Origin of the sequence: Bacillus sp. FSL M8-0256 (genome assembly GCF_038005765.1) — a bacterium.
GTDB classification, from domain to species: domain Bacteria; phylum Bacillota; class Bacilli; order Bacillales; family Bacillaceae; genus Bacillus; species Bacillus safensis.
Genome location: NZ_JBBOTU010000001.1, coordinates 2,165,549 through 2,183,697, shown reverse-complemented (window position 1 = coordinate 2,183,697; position 18,149 = coordinate 2,165,549). Strand labels below are relative to the sequence as shown.

Annotated in this window: 19 protein-coding genes and 1 pseudogene; 13 read left to right on the top strand and 7 right to left on the bottom strand. The window is 41.0% G+C overall.

Translation table 11 applies throughout. The features are described from left to right. Window positions 1-17: 17 nt before the first annotated feature. Together NSQ76_RS11050 and recU are read right to left on the bottom strand one after the other, a co-directional pair. Window positions 18-2,726 carry a PBP1A family penicillin-binding protein gene (locus NSQ76_RS11050; RefSeq protein ID WP_034623479.1) on the bottom strand — a complete coding sequence of 903 codons (2,709 nt, stop codon included), beginning with the start codon at window positions 2,724-2,726 and terminating at the stop codon, window positions 18-20. A gap of 19 nt (window positions 2,727-2,745) precedes the next feature. Further along, on the bottom strand, window positions 2,746-3,381 hold the full coding sequence (gene recU, locus NSQ76_RS11045) for a Holliday junction resolvase RecU (RefSeq protein ID WP_024428112.1): 636 nt from the start codon (window positions 3,379-3,381) through the stop codon (window positions 2,746-2,748). Between the two features lie 46 nt (window positions 3,382-3,427). Here recU and NSQ76_RS11040 point away from each other — a divergent pair, with 46 nt between their 5' ends. Then, on the top strand, window positions 3,428-4,384 hold the full coding sequence (locus tag NSQ76_RS11040) for a DUF2515 domain-containing protein (RefSeq protein WP_034623480.1): 957 nt from the start codon (window positions 3,428-3,430) through the stop codon (window positions 4,382-4,384). Between the two features lie 23 nt (window positions 4,385-4,407). On the opposite strand, the gene sspM is transcribed toward NSQ76_RS11040, so the two are convergent. Next, on the bottom strand, window positions 4,408-4,512 hold the full coding sequence (sspM, locus tag NSQ76_RS11035) for an acid-soluble spore protein SspM (protein ID WP_024422772.1): 105 nt from the start codon (window positions 4,510-4,512) through the stop codon (window positions 4,408-4,410). A gap of 198 nt (window positions 4,513-4,710) precedes the next feature. Here sspM and NSQ76_RS11030 point away from each other — a divergent pair, with 198 nt between their 5' ends. The 3 genes from NSQ76_RS11030 (at window position 4,711) to NSQ76_RS11020 (ending at window position 5,944) form a co-directional block, all read left to right on the top strand. Continuing rightward, on the top strand, window positions 4,711-4,944 hold the full coding sequence (locus NSQ76_RS11030; RefSeq protein ID WP_225315530.1) for a DUF5446 family protein: 234 nt from the start codon (window positions 4,711-4,713) through the stop codon (window positions 4,942-4,944). Window positions 4,945-4,993: 49 nt separating this feature from the next. Next, window positions 4,994-5,374, top strand: a complete 381-nt coding sequence (locus NSQ76_RS11025; protein ID WP_224426683.1) for a YppE family protein — start codon at window positions 4,994-4,996, stop codon at window positions 5,372-5,374. A 108-nt stretch (window positions 5,375-5,482) separates the two neighbouring features. Next, window positions 5,483-5,944, top strand: coding sequence for a YppG family protein (locus tag NSQ76_RS11020; protein WP_024422769.1), 462 nt, complete (start codon window positions 5,483-5,485; stop codon window positions 5,942-5,944). A gap of 19 nt (window positions 5,945-5,963) precedes the next feature. On the opposite strand, the gene NSQ76_RS11015 is transcribed toward NSQ76_RS11020, so the two are convergent. Then, on the bottom strand, window positions 5,964-6,383 hold the full coding sequence (locus NSQ76_RS11015; RefSeq protein WP_024422768.1) for an Hsp20/alpha crystallin family protein: 420 nt from the start codon (window positions 6,381-6,383) through the stop codon (window positions 5,964-5,966). 169 nt (window positions 6,384-6,552) lie between these two features. Between NSQ76_RS11015 and NSQ76_RS11010 the strand changes: the two genes are divergently transcribed. Then, window positions 6,553-7,059, top strand: a complete 507-nt coding sequence (locus NSQ76_RS11010) for a PTS sugar transporter subunit IIA (protein ID WP_024422767.1) — start codon at window positions 6,553-6,555, stop codon at window positions 7,057-7,059. A 53-nt stretch (window positions 7,060-7,112) separates the two neighbouring features. On the opposite strand, the gene NSQ76_RS11005 is transcribed toward NSQ76_RS11010, so the two are convergent. Beyond that, on the bottom strand, window positions 7,113-8,231 hold the full coding sequence (locus NSQ76_RS11005; protein ID WP_024428115.1) for an NADH-dependent flavin oxidoreductase: 1,119 nt from the start codon (window positions 8,229-8,231) through the stop codon (window positions 7,113-7,115). Window positions 8,232-8,390: 159 nt separating this feature from the next. On the opposite strand from NSQ76_RS11005, the pseudogene NSQ76_RS11000 reads away from it, so the two are divergent. Beyond that, window positions 8,391-10,199 (top strand): annotated as a pseudogene (locus tag NSQ76_RS11000) (DEAD/DEAH box helicase); the annotation flags it as partial. A gap of 29 nt (window positions 10,200-10,228) precedes the next feature. Here NSQ76_RS11000 and NSQ76_RS10995 read toward each other — a convergent pair. Both NSQ76_RS10995 and NSQ76_RS10990 read right to left on the bottom strand, forming a co-directional pair. After that, window positions 10,229-12,028: a recombinase family protein gene (locus tag NSQ76_RS10995; RefSeq protein ID WP_341053815.1), complete on the bottom strand. Its 1,800-nt coding sequence runs from the start codon at window positions 12,026-12,028 to the stop codon at window positions 10,229-10,231. Window positions 12,029-12,071: 43 nt separating this feature from the next. Beyond that, window positions 12,072-12,473, bottom strand: coding sequence for a helix-turn-helix domain-containing protein (locus NSQ76_RS10990; RefSeq protein ID WP_057079363.1), 402 nt, complete (start codon window positions 12,471-12,473; stop codon window positions 12,072-12,074). A gap of 163 nt (window positions 12,474-12,636) precedes the next feature. Between NSQ76_RS10990 and NSQ76_RS10985 the strand changes: the two genes are divergently transcribed. From NSQ76_RS10985 to NSQ76_RS10955, 7 genes are all read left to right on the top strand, one after another. Next, window positions 12,637-12,846, top strand: a complete 210-nt coding sequence (locus tag NSQ76_RS10985; RefSeq protein ID WP_341053812.1) for a helix-turn-helix transcriptional regulator — start codon at window positions 12,637-12,639, stop codon at window positions 12,844-12,846. A 49-nt stretch (window positions 12,847-12,895) separates the two neighbouring features. After that, the gene (locus NSQ76_RS10980) at window positions 12,896-13,099 is read left to right on the top strand and encodes a hypothetical protein (RefSeq protein ID WP_106052318.1); all 204 of its coding nucleotides are present in this window, start codon (window positions 12,896-12,898) and stop codon (window positions 13,097-13,099) included. Between the two features lie 255 nt (window positions 13,100-13,354). Further along, window positions 13,355-13,633 carry a YqaH family protein gene (locus NSQ76_RS10975; RefSeq protein ID WP_335356443.1) on the top strand — a complete coding sequence of 93 codons (279 nt, stop codon included), beginning with the start codon at window positions 13,355-13,357 and terminating at the stop codon, window positions 13,631-13,633. A gap of 62 nt (window positions 13,634-13,695) precedes the next feature. After that, entirely contained in the window at window positions 13,696-14,109 is a 414-nt protein-coding gene (locus NSQ76_RS10970) for a hypothetical protein (protein WP_341053810.1), read from the top strand. After that, complete coding sequence (locus tag NSQ76_RS10965) at window positions 14,106-15,278, top strand: DUF2800 domain-containing protein (RefSeq protein WP_341053807.1); 1,173 nt, start codon at window positions 14,106-14,108, stop codon at window positions 15,276-15,278. The genes NSQ76_RS10970 and NSQ76_RS10965 overlap by 4 nt, the downstream gene beginning before the upstream one ends. 121 nt (window positions 15,279-15,399) lie before the next feature. Then, complete coding sequence (locus NSQ76_RS10960; protein WP_341053804.1) at window positions 15,400-16,167, top strand: DUF2815 family protein; 768 nt, start codon at window positions 15,400-15,402, stop codon at window positions 16,165-16,167. Beyond that, window positions 16,164-18,146: a DNA polymerase gene (locus tag NSQ76_RS10955; protein ID WP_445661665.1), complete on the top strand. Its 1,983-nt coding sequence runs from the start codon at window positions 16,164-16,166 to the stop codon at window positions 18,144-18,146. The genes NSQ76_RS10960 and NSQ76_RS10955 overlap by 4 nt, the downstream gene beginning before the upstream one ends. Window positions 18,147-18,149 lie beyond the last annotated feature (3 nt).

Below are 18,149 nucleotides of genomic sequence, written 5' to 3'. Positions count from 1 at the left end.
AGGCAAGTGCTTTTTCATTATTCATCTTCTTTTCGAGAAGTAGCATTTGATTGCGAATTGGAACTTTGAGAGTTGGCTTTCTCATCATCTTTCTTTTTATCTTTATTATCAGTTTGCGAGTTGCTGTTCCCATTTGTACTGTCTGAGCCATTTTCTGAAGAACCATTATTTCCGTTTTCTGTATTTCCACCTTGGTCCTGATCCTTATCTTGATCTTTTTTGTCATCAGGCTTTTGCTCATCAGTGCCAGGGGGCTGATTTTTGTTATCGTCTGTTTGGTCTGTCTGTTCGTCGTCAGGTTTCTGCGGTTCTTCTTCTTCTTTATTCTCATCATCCGCTTTTTCTTCCTCATCTGCGTCATCCTTAATGGTGAGGAAGGTAGAAGCCGCTTTACTCGTGACATCATCTACAGTGGCTGTCACTTGGAATTTATAAGTGGAGCCAGGCTTCACATCAGAGATGACCGCTTCTTTAGCAGAGCTGTTTTGAATATCTTTATAGCCGCCATTATCAACCGCTTGCTTGACATTAAATGTAGCATCAGCGTCGTCAGAATAGCCCCAAGTCAGTGTGATGGATTTTTTCTCTTCATCATACACCGCTTTTAAGTCAGAAGGCTTATCGGCTTCTTTTTTCTCAAAAGTGTCAGACACTTTTGTTGGAACCGTACCTTTTACAAAGTATTCTGTTGTCTTCTTGTCACTTGGTGTATTCGGTCCGGCTAATTTTGCAGGATCGGATCCTTTTTCAACCGTAGCTTCAACGACACTGTCTGGTTTTTCAAATGAGCCGCTTCCATCATCAATTTGAGAAATCAATCGTTGGAAGACAATTTTGGCAACACGCTGCTCGTAATCATTCAGCCATATTTTGCCGTCTGCATCTTTTGAATTACCGATTCCAGTCCAAACGGCTGCTGTATATTGCGGCGTATAACCGACAAACCACGAATCTTTCGCACCGCCAGAAGGGATATTGTGTTTATTAATAACATCTTGTGTGAAGTTCGTTGTACCTGTTTTACCAGCTACTTGAACGTTCGGTACTTGTGCAAGTGTACCAGTACCAGATTGGACAGCAGTTTTCAGCATATCTGTAATCATAAATGCTGTGTAATCACTCATTGCTGCTTTTGAGTCCGGCGTAAGGTCAAGCTTTGTCCCATCATTAAATTCAACAGATGTAACAGCGTGCGGTTCATTATAGTATCCGTTATTACCGAATGCACTAAATGCACCTGCCATTTTTAATGAAGACACACCATCTTCAAATCCACCAATGGAATAAGATTCTGGAATATCAGAAGGTAAGTCCATGCCTAAATTATTAGCAAATTGAGCGGCATTGGCTGAACCAGCTTCTTGGAATGCTTTAAGTGCAGGGATATTACGCGATTGTGCCAAAGCACTTCTCATCGACATTTTACCTAAATGTCTTCTGTCAAAGTTGTTAATCGGTGTACCATCTGAGTACGTATACGGTGCATCATCAATTTGCTGATATGTTGACCATTTTTTGTTTTCAATGACTGGGCCGTAATCTAAGATCGGTTTGATTGTGGACCCTGGCTGGCGTTTTGCATCCGTCGCATAGTTAAATCCGCCGGCTGGTACATCACGTCCACCGCCAATGGCGCGAATTTCACCATTTTTCGTATCAAGCAGGGTCACACCCGCCTGCATCCCTTTCGTAAATCCAACTGAATCTCCATTGATGATATCATTTAGATGATCCTGTGCATTTCGATCAAGTGATGTATAGATTTTTAATCCATCAGTTGATGCATCCACTTTGGCTTTTTTCTGTACTTCTTCCATCACTTCTTCAATGTAGGCAGAGTACTTACTAGAGTTTTGGCTCTTATATTTACTAGCTGAAACAACTGTCTTACTGACAGGGGTTGCTTTTGCAACGTCATATTCTTTTTCTGAAATGTAGCCTTGTTTTTTCATAAGGCTTAAAACGATATTACGGCGTTTTTCCGCTGCCTCGGGATGTTTCACTGGGTTATAGGCAGAAGGACTCTGCGGCATACCTGCAAGTGTAGCAGCTTGTGCAACGGTTAGTTTATTTAAATCTGTGACTCCGAAAAATTGTTCAGCTGCTTTCCCAACTCCATAAGCATAAGGAGAGAAGAAAATCCGGTTTAAATACATTTCTAAAATTTCATCTTTAGAGTATTTTTGCTCAAGCTGAATCGAGAGCCATACTTCCTGTACTTTCCGTTTTAATGTCTTTTGATTGGTTAGGAGGGAGTTTTTCACAACCTGCTGTGTAATGGTACTTCCGCCTTCAGCACCAAAGCCGTCCTCAACGTTTGCGACAAGGGCACCGCCGATACGGATTGGATCAATCCCGTGGTGCTTATAAAAACGTGCATCTTCAGTCGCAATAAATGCGTCTTTTACCACATCGGGTATATCTTTTATCGAGACATACGTTCTTTTTTCTGCACCAACTTCTGCAAACACTTTCTTGTCTTTATCATACAGCTTTGAAGAGTATGGTGTTTTAAGCTTACTATCATCAATAGAAGGAGCGCTTGATGCAAAAACGGCAAAAGTTGTGATTCCGGCAACTAAACAAAGTAGACCGATCACGAGTAAAGATAAAAATATTTTTTTAAATAGACCTGCTTTCTTTTTGCCTTTTTTGTTCTTTTGCTTCTTATTGTTTTCTTGACTTGCTTTACGTCGCTGTTCACGACTTGTAAATTGATCAGACATCACATCTCAACCTTTCGTGTTAAACCTTTTTCGAACGTAATTGCTGATTGCTTTCATCCGAAAAATGAAGTGTCTCCACTACTTTAATATAATCAATTCTTGGCGAATATCCAAGTGTCATTATGTGGCCAGCTTCCATTAATTCGTCTTTGCTAATGGATTTACGGCCGTTTTTTTTCTGCCGCTCCCAGAAGTAAAAGAGATCTGAAGCGGGCAAATAATAAACGGAGCCAAAAGCGGATATAATAACGAAACAAATGCCGCCTTGTTTTTCAACCTGTTTCATATGCTCAATTTGATGGTCGTGGAAATTTTTGAGCGGAAACGAGGTAGTGCTTTTGGTTTCCTTTGCTTCAAAATCGATATAGCGGCCTTTATACACCCCGTTATAGTCTGTTGTGGATGATTGTTTAAAATAGGCTTCTTTAATGACAGCAGCACTTCTTTTTGGGTAATCCACATTCACAATTTGAACTGGGGTAGGCTTTTTATGAATGACTGCGATCCCGTTGACCAAATAGTATTGGTTCGTTTCATTTAAATCAGCCTCAAGCGTCATCCCGCGGTTACTATAAGAGGATTCGCCGCTGATTCTTTTTTTTGTCCCAATTTGTTGAATGGGCTGATACGATTTTCCGTTTGGATACCGAATCATCAAGTTTCAGCCTCCTTTTAATGCATTTTGTATTGGAGAGATCACCATGTTGTCCCAAGAAGAGCACATCATCACTCAGCAAATTTTGCGTGAAACGAAAGCAAAAAATAAAGACAACCTGACGAGGACAAATGCTTACAAGCGCTTTTATGACCGGCATCCAGAGATGAAATGGTCGCTGCTCGCTTCCTTTGTCTCGAGAAATGCTGGGTGGTCCATGACAGATTTAAAGGGCGAGCTCTTCCATCCGGGTTTAACGGATCAGCAGGGGCACCTTTTTTTCACAGCATATGAAAGAGCGAATTGGCTGATCTTTTCGGATGCTTACCCTCAGCTTCTTTTGTATGAATGGTCTAAAAGGTGCAGTAAACCTTTGTTTCATCTGCTGCCTTATTTCTCCGTGTCTCGTTTTATGAGAGCTGAGTGGGAACGTTTCTGGCTAAAGCGTGACACAGAGCGTCTGCTTTATGCACTCATCATAAATGAACAATATACTATACAATCTCCTATTATACAAAATCCTCTTCTGAAAAAGAATGTTTTTCGCTCGATTCAATATCTTTTCAGCGAGTGGGGACATTTCCAAACCGTTGTTTTTCCAACGGTGGACGGGCATTTGTACGGCTTAACCATACGGAAGTTTTCCAATGTAAAGGAACGTATTACATTAGGTAAAAAACTAGCGAAACTATTATTTCGAGCCGATTTGTTTTCGGATTTTTATCATTTTTTGCATACCGTTCCGCATACGGGGTCTCGGTTTGATTTTGAGCCGTTTTTAGGGATCGCTAGAAGGTCAACACCTTTTCTTCGGACGGTTTATCCGGTGATGACACATTCATTAGACGATCTAAGGGAAGATTGGTTTCAAAAGAAATTGAGTCCATCTTTATTTGAGGCAGAGCCGCTGCCAAAGCAGATTGATCTGACCGACTGGTATTTCCATAAAAAAAGACAGCTTCGTTTTCTTTTCTCATTAGAGCACTATTTTTTGCATAAATAAAAAGCAGGGGGTGCCTGCTTTTTTTACGTTGATGGACGATTAGGACCGCCGAGCTTTTTATCAAGCTGATCTGGACTGTTTTCTTTCCCTTTTGGCTTTTGCTCTTTTGGTGCTGGCTGCTTTTTCATGAAATCTACCTCCTTTTGTCCTTAGAATTTACACAATCGGACGCAATCATACAAAGAAGGACAAGCCATCTGTCGAAAAGGAAGAAATAGCGCTCATCTACACTTAGATTGGCGATTTGCTTCTAGTTTTGTCATGTGTGAAGGAGGGGGAGAAAGAAAAGAGAATGTAACGAGAGACAATAAAGGAGGAATCTGATGATGAGCGAATTTGTATCAAAAGAATCCATTATGCAGTTGTTAGAGGAAATCGAGCGAAAAATTGATGCGGTGGAGGAAGAGCTGTCTCTTGCTGTGAAGCAGACGAAACGTGCAGCGATAGAAGAGCAAGAACAAATGATTGACCGGCTTGAATCAGAAGTAAAGGACTGTGAAGTGAAGCTTCATGCAGCCGAGTATAAACTGGCAGTAAGACCGGCATATCACGCCGGATAGCTTTTCTATTTGAGCAATAGGTAAACGTTTGATAGGATGGTTCATAGAGGTGAACACTTTGGATAATCAAACATTACTTGAACATACACAAAACTTGAGAATATGGATCGAAGAAGCATATGAGCAGTACCAAAAGGGAAAGGCTGAAGAGGAGTACCCATCGTATGATTTTTATACGGATATTCAGCCGGCCGTTGTTACATTTGATCAGAAAATGGAGGAGTGGCTCACCGCTGCGATCTCGTTTATTGAGCAGGCCAAACCTAGATATTTACACCAAGAACAGCTTGAAGCCGTAAAAGAAAATGGTAAAGAGGTTGTCCTGCAATCTTATTTTGGTAAACAGCACGCACCCCGTGTAAAAAATTTAGTTGAGTCAGTGGTTTACACTCTGAACCTTTTAATAGAAGAAATCAAAAAGCGCAGCTAAAGACATGATGCTGCGTTTTTCTTATGGCTTCTTTAGGCACATCTTCTGCTCTTGGTCATAATATATGAGTGACATCAATATGTGTTGAGAGCGAGAGGAGCGAGATAGATGTTCCCTTATTCAAACCAGCAGCCTTATGAATTCAATCAATTCAAGCAAAGGCCTTTTCCGTATCCAGAGATGCAGCAGCAGCCTCCGCAGCCTCCAGACTATTTCATGCCGCCGTATCAAGGTGGAGGGGGAATGAATCAGGCACCATCTACTGTTTATCAGCCGCCTTATGGATACCAAGAAAACGTGCCGCTTATGCAGCCGCCTGAAGCGATGAATCCACCCCAAATGCAGCCGCCTCCAGGCATGATGCCCATGCAGCCGCCTATGAACCCTTATCCATTGCCAAGGCCGCAAAAACAGCAGCCATCTCAATTTAAAAGTGTGCTGTCACAATTCAAAAAGACGAATGGGCAATACGATTTTAACAAAATGTTTGATACAGCTGGCCAAATGATGAGTACAATGAATCAAGTAGGCTCATTGGCGAAAGGATTTACAAGCATTTTTAAAGCATAGCTAAACCCAATAGATTGAACTATTGGGTTGTTTGCTTTGGCGCAGACACATGAAGCGATTGATCTTTCCACACACTCTTCATTTTTGTCTCATCTATTTTTGCCGGCATTAAAATCGTTTTAGTAAAACTTGAATACGAGGTAGTCGTATTCGTTTTGATTTTTTCCTGTACTGATAAGTGTAAATATTGGGCTTTTACTTCTAGCGCAATGTCTCCTTCGACAAAATGGTCTGGAAATTGAATCTCGATATACACATTCTGTTCATCCTCTGTCACATCGGTCGTAATGGATGCAAGTGAATGCGATGTGGTCATGAGTGCCTCTGCACTATTTAATATCTCGTGAAACGGGGAGGATGCAAAAAATTGTTCAATCGCTTCATATAGCATATCTTCATTTGCCAGCATTTCATGTTTTTTTTCGCCTTCATGTTTCATCTAAATCACCTCTCATCTACAGCCTATGCAGAGGGGGCGCAGGCGGTTATCAATTGATGAGAGGAAAAAATTATGATTAAATAGTGTTGAATGAAGCAAGGTGTATGGGCGTAAAGTTTCATACACGAAATAGATTTAGGAAGCAAAGCTTGAAGGGAGCAAATTGACATTGCTGAAAAAATTATTCGGTTTCGGAAAAAACCAAGATGATGTAAAGGAAGAAGTCATTTATTCTCCAGTTGATGGAGAGTTAATGGATATGACTGATGTACCAGATCCCGTCTTTTCTCAAAAGATGATGGGAGACGGCGTAGCAGTAAAACCAAAAAGTGGGACGATTGTGTCACCAGTAGAGGGTGAAATCATTCAGCTCTTCCATACAAAACATGCAATTGGCATTCGAACACTCTCGGGGCTTGAGCTTCTGATTCATATCGGACTTGAAACAGTTGGGTTAAATGGTGAAGGATTTGAAGCGCACATGAAAGAAGGGGATAAGGTGAAAATCGGGGATCCTCTTATTACGTGTGATTTAGAACTGATTGAAGAGAAAGCGTCAAGTACAGTGACACCGATTGTGATTATGAACGGTGACCTTATCGAACGACTTGATAAAGAACCAAAAGGCTCTGTAGAAAAGCAGACGTCCAAGCTCTTTACAGTGAAAATGAAATAGTTCATGAAAAAAACTACCCATTGATAGGGTAGTTTTTTATTGAGGTGAGGACATTAATCCTCCATTGGAACCCAGCCTTGACTCGCTTCCATGACAGACCACAATCCTTCTGGAATAAGATACTTGTCTTTTTGGCTGCGTTTAATGACGGTTTCAATCTCTTGTTCTCTGCCTTCTTTAATTTTCTTTGCCCAATCTGGGTCGACGATCAGCTCTCGTGCGACAGCGATGAGAGGAATTCCTTGATTGTAAGCATGGAGTGCATCTTCAGCTGTAATGACGCTGCCTACTCCAATAAGTGGAAGAGCATCGCCGCAGCGTTCTTTTAGCAGTTCCATACGTGTCTTATTAGAATCTGCGCCTCGTCTTGCTTTAGAGCCAATCTCCATTAAAGAGATATGCAAATAATCGAGGCTTTTTGTTTTGAGAACATCCACTAATGTAAACGTCTCTGTCATTGTTAAACCAGGAGTTTCTGGCTCTTCAGGAGATAACCGGTATCCAAAGATAAACGGTTTAGCCGCATGCTCTTTGATGGCCTCTTTAACTGCATCTACAACAGCAATAGGGAAAGCTAGACGTTTTTCTTCGTTTCCTCCCCATTGATCTGTACGCTGATTGCTATGCGGTGAGTAAAATTGCTGTAATAAATAACCGTTTGCCCCGTGAATTTCCACGCCGTCAAACCCTGCTTGAACCGCTCGTCTTGCCGCTTCTTTAAAGGAGTCGATAATATGCGTAATTTCCTCTTCTTTTAAAGCGCGTGCAATTTGTTTTCCATCTTTAAACACATCACTTGGCGCAACCACATCACCGTTTGGAACTAAATGAGGGAGAGCCTGAGAGCCGCCGTGATGAATTTGAATAATGGCTTTTGTTCCTTTTGCCTGGATAGCTGAAGCCAGTTTTTTCAGGCCAGGGATATCTTCATCTCTTGCGATAGAAGGCTGTCCTTCAAATGCCTTCCCATCTGGAGTCACATTCGCACATGCTGTAATGACCATGCCCATTTCACTTGATCTAGCTGTAATGAAGTCAATTTCGTCTTTTGAAATGGTGCCGTCGTCATGAGAACCGAAGTGTGTCATTGGAGCAACCACTAACCGGCCATCAATAGAGGCGCCTCCTGGAAACGTAAATGGTTCAAATAAAGGCTTAAATTCGTTTTTCAATCTGATCATCTTCTTCCTTGATAAAATCATTTCACTTTAGAAGTGTAATAGATACTGTTACAACAGTTCAAAGTATTTGCTCATAAGTCCGCATCAAAAAATTGCCGCCTAGTCATGCAAACAAATATTCGGTACACTAGAATGAGAGGTGGACGCAATATGAAAAAGAAAACAATGAACGAACTGATAGAAGAATTAAAGAAAGACGAACAGGTAGAACATTGGCATGAAATTGAAGCAAAGCCTGCACAGACCTCACCCGTTCCTGAAAGAGTGGACGACAGGCTAAAAAAGGCGCTTGAAAAACGAGGCGTGAAAGAGCTGTATATTCATCAAAAAGAAGCCTTTGAACGAGTAATGGATGGTGAGCATGTAGTAACGGTTACACCAACAGCTTCAGGTAAAACGCTTTGCTACAATCTGCCTGTTCTTCAGTCGATTGCAGAAGACCAGACAAACCGCTCTCTTTATTTATTTCCAACAAAAGCGCTCGCACAGGATCAAAAGAGTGAACTTAACGAGATCATCCACGAGATGGATGTTCCGATTCATAGTGAAACATATGACGGGGACACCTCCCCGGCCATTCGGCAGCGAGTCAGACAAGCAGGACATATTGTCATCACAAACCCAGATATGCTGCATTCAGCTATTTTGCCTCATCATACGAAATGGGTCAGTTTATTTGAGAATTTGAAGTATATTGTCATTGATGAGCTTCATACATATCGAGGCGTTTTTGGCAGTCATGTGGCTAATGTGATTCGCAGGTTAAAACGTATTTGTGCATTTTATGGAAGTGATCCAATTTTCATTTGTACTTCCGCAACGATTGCAAATCCAAAAGAGCTGGCGCAGCAGCTCACAGGGAGCAAAGTGCATCTTATTGAACGAAACGGAGCGCCTAGCGGTAAAAAGAATTTTGTGTTTTATAACCCGCCGGTGGTGAATAAACCATTAAATATTAGACAAAGCGCTGCCACTGTCGTCAACCAATTGGCTAAAACATTTTTAAAAGAAAAAATTCAAACGATCGTTTTTGCTAGAAGCAGAGTACGAGTAGAAGTGATTTTAAGTCATATTCAAGAGCTTGTGAAAAAAGAAATCGGTCCAAAATCGATTCGCGGGTATCGCGGAGGCTATTTGCCAAAAGAGCGGCGCGTGATTGAAAAGGGGTTAAGAGAAGGAGACATTCTAGGTGTCGTGAGCACGAACGCACTAGAATTAGGGGTAGATATAGGTCAGCTAAAGGTATGCATTATGACGGGGTATCCTGGTAGTGTAGCAAGTACATGGCAGCAGGCAGGACGTGCTGGAAGGCGTCATGAGGAGGCGCTCATTATCATGGTGGCAAGTTCCTCACCCCTTGATCAATATATTGTCAGACACCCTGAATATTTCTTTAATAGACCGCCTGAAGCAGCCAGAATCAATCCTGAAAATCTCATTATTTTAGTGGATCATCTAAAATGTGCTTCCTACGAGCTGCCATTTCGGACGGATGAACAGTTTGGCGGCATGGAAGTAGAGGACATTTTGCAATACTTGCATGAGGAAGGGGTTCTTCATTTTAGCGGGAACCGGTATTATTGGTCAGATCAATCGTTCCCAGCGCATGGCATCAGCCTGCGGTCTGCAAGCCAAGAAAATGTGGTGATTGTGGATCAATCCGACGTAGCGAATGTTCGGATTATTGGAGAGATGGATCGATTCAGTGCAATGACACTGCTTCATGATGAGGCGATTTATTTACATGAAGGGGTTCAGTATCAAGTAGAAAAGCTAGATTACGAGCATTTGAAGGCTTATGTGAAACAAGTAGATGTAGAATACTATACAGATGCGAATTTAGCTGTTCAGCTCAAGGTACTGGAAATCGATCAGACGACAGAGAAAGAAGCAGTATCTGTTCACTACGGTGATGTGACTGTCAACGCAATGCCAACAATTTTCAAAAAAATAAATATATATTCAAACAAAAGAAAACTATGGAACACCTAAATCCCATAGTCTTTTTTAATCCTGCGTATTGTAGTGGTTGAAATGCCCGTGTCTCGCGCTGTTTTTCTTAATGAAGCTTCGGGATTTTTTAAGTAGTATTCTTTTAAAATCTCTGCTTTGCCTTTAGGGTCGTGGTTAATCACTTTTGTATAATTTTTATACTCTCCAAATTTATCCCTAAGTCTGACGATTGTACTTGGTGCCATATCTAACGCTTCTGCTATCTCTTTTTGAGTCTTATGAGGGTGTTCGTTCATGTATTCTTGAATTTTATTATACCTGCCTAGAGGGTCACGATCCCATTTGTTTTTAACGTTGAATGGATCAGGGTCAACAGGTATGGCGATCTCGATTGGGACGTTTTCGGATAGATAGCCCTCTAAAAGTATTTCATTCTCATAGACCATTCCCTGCGGAAACAGGGTGGAGATCATTTCTGTTTGTTCTTCTACAGTTAATAAAGTTTCAAACCTTTCTGCAACAGAAAGATATGATGTGATTAGATTATAGTTGAACATTTTAGATTTTATAAGATGTAGTTTCTCTTCGAGTGAACGAACCTGTTTTTTATGGTGTTCTTCTTGCGCTTCAAGCATCGAGTATTGTTTGTCTAACTGCTCCTTTGGAAACTTTCCGTCTAGGTAGAGGGGCAGCAGCAAATCCTTTTTCTCTGAAACCTTCGTTAAATTCTTTCTTTCTGCTTTTACCTGCTTTTCCATGTCCTCAAGATCCTTCTGAGTATGATCAATTTTGACATATTTTTTTGCCATGCTCTCGCTCTTTAAAATTTCTTTTATAGCTTTAGATAGGTTTTTATCAAATCTTATGCTGTTGATTGATACCTTACAATCATACTGTCTGTTATGCGTAAGGTAAAAATATCCTTCTGTTGCACTGACGTTTTTAGAATGTACTATGCTGAGTTTTTTTTGGCATTCGGCGCACTTAAAATTTACCTTTCTCAAGAAATGAAAGTATTCTACTTTTTTTCGTCTTAATTTTTCTTCTCTTATTTTGCAGATCTTTTCGTATGTTTCTAAAGTGCGAAGGGGAGGGTAGACAAGTTTTTCAGCTCTTATTGGTCCTTCGTTTTTGAAATTTTTTTCAAGTACACCGTGAAAGGCTTTGCTTCTAAACCTTTCGGCAACAAGAGTAATGTTCCATTTCTTTCCCGTTGGGGTAAGGCTTATTTTATTTAGCTCATTTACAATATCTTTATAACTGTATTTCTTGTCGATGTACAACTTATCTATAAAAGGAATGACCCAAGCCCAATCCTCGTTTATGGAGTAAGTACCCGTGGCTTTATCGTAATTGTATTCCCAAAAAGTTTTGCCCCATCCTTTGCCCTCGCGCGTCCTTTGTCTTTTGCCTCGCATCATCTTTAAAACTATTTTCTTTTTTTCCCTTCGGGCAATTAAGTTTTTCAAGTCACTAATAAATTCATCATCTTCATTGTCTAAATCTGTGATGAAGCCAGGTTCAGCTATTTTGACGCGATTCTCTCGAAGGGTTGATTTTAAAAATTCCCATCCAAGTGAATCTAATCTGCTAAGCCGATCTTGATCTATGCATAAGACGACTTCGCACTTACCTTCTTCGACAAAATCTAGTAATTGGTTAAGTCCTTTTTTCTCTAACTTGCCACCGCTGCCGACATCCTGGAACTCTCCAACTACAGTCCATCCTTGTGACGCTGCGTATTTGGTCAGTTCTTCTTTTTGGGATCTTAGGCTGTATTTATCTTCTGTGGCTTGTCCTGGGGTGGATACCCTGTAGTAAAGTGCAGCTTTCAACGTAAATCCTCCTTAAAAAAATAGCCCTTTGAAAAGCAAGGAGCTATTTTTGTTCTCTCTGTGATAGCAGATATTTTATATATTTAATTGCTTCCTCAGCTTCTTCTTTGGTTAGAACGGCCTCATCCGTATCTGCTTTGTAATTTTCAACGACTTCACTTACTTTCATAGAAAGTTCAGACGGAAACAGCTTTGTGTATTCAGACACAAATTGTTTTTCTGATTCACTGTACTTAGGTTTATCGTTGGTATCCGTTCCAGTTAGATAGTCAATAGTGACATCAAAAATCTTAGACAGTTTAATCAGTGTTTCCCGTCCAGGTTTTTGCTTTCCTCTCTCTATAGCTGAAACATAAGTTTGGTGAACACCGAGCGCTTCTGCAAGGTCAGCCTGATTCATCTTATGTTCTTTTCTTAGGTGTTTTAATTTGTCCTTAAGCTCCAATTTATAGACCTCCTTAACCCTTGTCAGACAAGGATTTAAGTACATAAAAGAAAAATATTTATGAGTTTATGTAAAAAACCTGTTGATTTTAAGACTATTTGTCTTATATAATAGGAATCACCAAATAAATAAGACAAATTGTCTTAAGGGGGTGGTTCATGTGATGAATGAAAAACTCGTACTTTTAAGATCTAAAGCAGGTTTCAGTCAATCTAAAATAGCTGAGCTGCTAGGGGTGCATCAAACAACCGTAAGCACTTGGGAGAATGGTTATCGTCAACCATCTAAGGAAAACAGGTTAAAACTGGCTAAACTTTACGGTGTGTCAGTCGAGTATTTGTTTTATGCATCTTATTATGACACAGTTTCTTGATTTTTTTTAGTGTTTTTTAAGACTTTTTGTCTTAAAGGAGGTGATTATTTTGTGTGGCCTGCCTATTGATTTCGACATAGTTAATAAAAATGCCTACCTACCGGTCAAATTAAGCGAGCTTTCAAAAGTAGATCCTACTTCTGCGATTGAGATCCTTAACCATTGGGGAGAAGGAACAAAGCCAATCACAGTGTTATGGGAAATTACGATTGAGAAAATCTTACAAAATCAAGACCAACTAACAAAGAAATAATACCACATTATTGTATTTAAGTAAATACAAAATTAATCCTTAATATGTTAATTTTTAAAATCTATTGAGAGCGAAGTGTTTTCATGAAAGTAAATAGGGTTATCTTCGCAAGCAAAATGTGCAAAGGATCCGAGGTTTCAAGAATCTGCAATTTATCAAAACCTTATTTTATCAGTGGTGACGCGAATGATTTTGTCTTAGCGCATGCACTTTTCTTGAAATTAAGTGGCAAGCCTGAAAGGGGGTGAATGACTCATGAACGTCAAATTGGATTTTTACAAAAGCGATCAACAAAAAGCGATCCGTCTTATCGAATCTGTTAAACGCTCAATTAACGATCTCACTGCAGCAATTGATGATAATGATTTTGCATCATGTATAGAAGTAGCTTCTTTGATCGTGTTAAATTGCGAGGACTTAAAGCGTATGGAGATCCCTTCTGATAAACTGATCGATTTTGAATCTGTCTTATCTCGCTTAACCGAGAAAGGTCTCAACGTCGAAAGCGTAAAAAAGCCCATCAGCGGCAACTGATGGACATTTAACAAAAAACTCATTGAAATTATATCACATTAAACAATTCGGAGGTTTTACAAATGAATATCAACGTAAAAATTGAAGCTCCTGGTCTCGTAGAAGCGCTAGAAAAATTGGCTGCAGCATTGGGAGGTATGAAAGTAACGCCTCTTCAAGGACAACAGCCGCAACAACAACAGCCACAACAAGCGCCACAGCAACAAAACAGTGTGCCAACAGGTGTGCCGTTACAAAGCCAACAGCCGCCGCAGCCTGGGCCACAGGCGCCAAATACTTCGACTGTGCCAACAGCTACAGTTTCTTATACCCAGGATCAGCTTGCCGTTGCAGCATCTTCTTTACTTGATTCGGGGAAGTCAAATGAGCTTGTTAGCCTTTTAGCTTCGTTCGGTGTACAAGCTTTGACTCAATTGCCGCAAGAACATTATGGATCTTTTGCAACTAAATTACGTGAGTTGGGTGCTCAGATATGAGCAAAATCGCTCATGCTGAAAGAAGTCATGCACTATTGTCGGCCAGTGGTTCGACTAGATGGCTAGCGTGCACACCTAGCGCAAGACTTGAAGAACAGTTTCCCGACTCTACTTCAACATATGCCGAAGAGGGAACGCTTGCACATGAAATAGCTGAACTAAAGCTTAGAAAACATTTTTTAGAGCCGATGCCAAAAAGCACGTTTACTCGAAGACTTAACAAGATGAAGAAGCATGAACTTTTTCAAGATGAAATGCTTAAACACACTGATTCATATCTTGAATATTTGAAAGAGCTAACTATAAGCATGACAGCGCCGCCATATGTAGCTGTAGAAAAACGATTAGATTATAGCGCCTATGCTCCCGAAGGGTTCGGTACAGTGGATTGCCTAATCATCGGCGGGAACACGCTGTACATCACAGACTTTAAATACGGTAAAGGAGTTCCCGTAAGCGCTGAAAACAATTCGCAAATGAAATTGTACGCGCTGGGTGCCTATGTCGAATACGGTTTTTTGTTTCCCATCGAGTCTATTAAATTGGCAATTATTCAACCACGGTTAAACAATGTTTCTGAATTTGATCTTTCGGTAGCAGATCTTCTTGCCTGGGGTGAAGAAATCAAACCCATTGCTAAAAAAGCTTTCGACGGAGAGGGGGAATTTAGCCCAGGTGAACACTGTAAATTCTGCAGAGCAAAGGCGCAATGTAGAGCACGCGCCGAAGAATTTAGCGCTTTGGCTGATTTTACAGCATTGAAACCGCCGCTACTTACAGACGAAGAAGTCGGTCAGATGCTTGAAAAGGGCCAGCATGTAGAGTCCTGGGTAAAAGCTCTCAAAGAGTATGCTTTAGCTGAATCGCTAAAAGGTAAAAGTATAGCGGGTTGGAAAGCTGTAGAAGGCAGAGGGTCAAGGAATTTTACTGATATGGATAAAGCTTTTGAACATCTAAAAAATAACGGAATTGAAGAATCTATGCTCTTTGATCGTGTTCCATTGTCTGTTTCTAAACTAGAGAAAGCTTTAGGAAAAGAAGAGTTTAGAAACTTGCTAGAGGCCGAGGGTTTGGTAGTGAAATCAACGGGGAAGCCTACTCTCGTTCCTGAAAGTGATAAGCGTCAACCCGTTTCAAATGCACCTGCTGCTACGGAAGATTTTAGTTAAAGGCGGAGGCTGATTAATAATAATGGGTGATATATCGGATTTTCACGTTAATAAATTCTTATCAGGAAATTGGGGGATCCCTTCCAAAAATAATTCACACGGAAAAAGGAGAAATGAAATTATGTCAAACAATAACCCTACTCGCGTTGTAACTGGTGAAGCAAGATTAAGCTATGTCAATTTATTAAGCCCTAGAGCTAGACATGACGGAGGAGAAGAAAAATACAGCGTCACTTTGCTTATACCGAAGACAGACGTAAACACAAAACAAAGGCTTGATGCAGCGATCGAGGCAGCAAAGCTGCAAGGTAAGGAAAAGAAATGGAACGGTGTTGTGCCTCCTATGGTCGCCATTCCTATATATGACGGTGACGGTGTTAAACCCTCAGACGGTCTTCCGTTCGGAGCAGAATGCAAAGGGCATTGGGTTCTCAGCGCTTCATCAAAAGTGGATCAACCGCCTAAGATTGTAGACATTAATCTTAATCCGATTGTCGATCCAACAGAAGTCTATAGCGGAATGTATGGACGTGTAGCTGTAAACTTTGCCCCTTATGCTGCACAGGGTAAAAAGGGGATCGGTTGCTATTTAAGTACAAACGTTCAAAAGACGCGAGACGGGGAGCCTCTTGGCGCCGCTGCACCTGCTGCTACAGATGATTTTGGGGGCGCGCCGCAGCCTTCGCCTTCATATGGCCAACAGCAAAACTATGGACAGCCACAACAGGGCGTGCAATTTCAACAGCCGCAGCCAGGGCAATATCAAACGCCTCAACCTGGATATGCTGCACCGCAACAACAACCAGGGCAAATGCAGCAATCAGGACAAGTGCAGCAGCAATTTGATCCCATTACAGGCCAGCCAATTGGCGGCGTGTATGGTCAATGATTCATTCTTTAAACATTGATATAGAAACTTATAGCAGTGTAGACATCAAAAAGGCAGGACTGTACAAATATGTGCAGTCCCCTGACTTTCAAATTCTCTTATTTGCATATTCAATAAACGGCGGGGAAACAAAAGTTGTGGATTTAGCCCAGGGTGAAACAATTCCTGATTATGTTCAATCTGCTGTTTCCGATCGCGCGGTCATTAAGCATGCCTATAACGCTGCCTTTGAGTGGTACTGTTTAAGCAAATATTTCGGCATAGATCCTAAACAGTGGGTAAATCAGTGGCGCTGCACCATGTTCCACGGTTTGTATTGTGGATACACTGCAGGTCTAGCAGCAACAGCGAAAGCACTTGGTTTGCCGAATGATAAACGTAAAATGTCTATTGGAAATGCGCTTATTAAATTGTTTTGCACACCAACAAAACCTACTAAGAAAAACGGCGGGAGAAGTAGAACGTTTCCGCGTCATGAACCTGAAAAATGGGAGTCTTTTAAAAGTTATTGTATCCAGGATGTTGTAGTTGAAATGGCTGTACAAAGTAAATTGCAGCATTTTCAGCCGCCAGCATATGAACAAAATTTATGGGAGCTGGATCAACTTATTAATGTGAAAGGAATTGCCGTTGACTTTGATCTTGTAGACGGGGCCCTTTCTATAAGTGATACATCGACTGATGAGTTGATGAACGAAGCGATTCAGATAACAGGACTCAATAACCCTAACAGCTCTCAACAGCTCATGAAGTGGTTGAGTGATCAAGGCATCGAGGTTGAAAACCTTCAAAAAGCTACGGTTTCAGAGCTCATCGAGTCCCTAGAAGGTAAAACTAAGAGGGTGCTTGAGATTAGACAGGAGCTTTCTAAAACGTCGGTTAAGAAGTATCAAGCGATGGCAGCCGCGCGTTGTGAAGATGGACGAGTAAGAGGTCTTTTACAATTTTACGGAGCGAATCGCACAGGCAGATGGGCTGGAAGGCTTGTGCAAGTTCAGAATCTTCCGAGAAATTATATCGAAACATTGGGCCTGGCTAGAAAATATGTTAAAGCTCAAAACATAGACGCTTTAAAACTTCTTTACGGAAATGTACCTGATACGCTTTCTCAGCTTATTAGAACGGCTTTTATACCAAGCCCAGGGCATTTACTAGCTGTTTCAGATTTTAGCGCGATTGAGGCCCGTGTAATTGCCTGGCTTGCAGGGGAAGCATGGAGGCTAGATGTTTTTAATACTCACGGCAGAATCTATGAAGCTTCGGCATCTCAAATGTTTGGTGTTGATATTTCCCTGATCTCAAAAGGTAATCCTGAATATGAGCTGAGACAAAAAGGCAAAGTTGCAGAGCTGGCTTTAGGGTATCAAGGCGGGTCCGGTGCTCTTATTAGTATGGGTGCGTTAAAAATGGGCCTGACAGAAGATGAGCTGCCGGACATTGTTAGACGCTGGCGATCATCAAATAGGCGCATAGTCGATTTATGGTACTCGTTAGAAAATGCTGCGCTATCAGTTATGCGAAACGGTCAAGCTGTAGGCGTTAGGGGATTAGTCTTTGCCAGAGAAAGCGATATAAAAAACGGCTTAGATTTCCTGTCAATAACCTTGCCGAGTGGAAGAAAGCTTTATTATGTAAAACCCTTTTTAGGGGTAAATGATTTCGGGAAAGAATCTATCTTTTATTACGGTATGGATCAAACCACGAAAAAATGGGGGAAGGTCAACACCTACGGCGGAAAAATAACGGAGAACGTTGTACAAGCTATAGCCAGGGATTGTTTAGCTGAAACACTCTTTAGGCTTGAAAATGCCGGATTAGAAACGGTGATACATGTACATGACGAGGTTGTTTTAGATGTACCCGCTGAAAAAGCGGATCTTGAATCTGTAGTAAAGCTTATGAGCGAACCTATTTCATGGGCTCCTGGTTTACCACTTGCTGCAGATGGATTTGTAACAGAATACTACAAAAAGGATTGATTC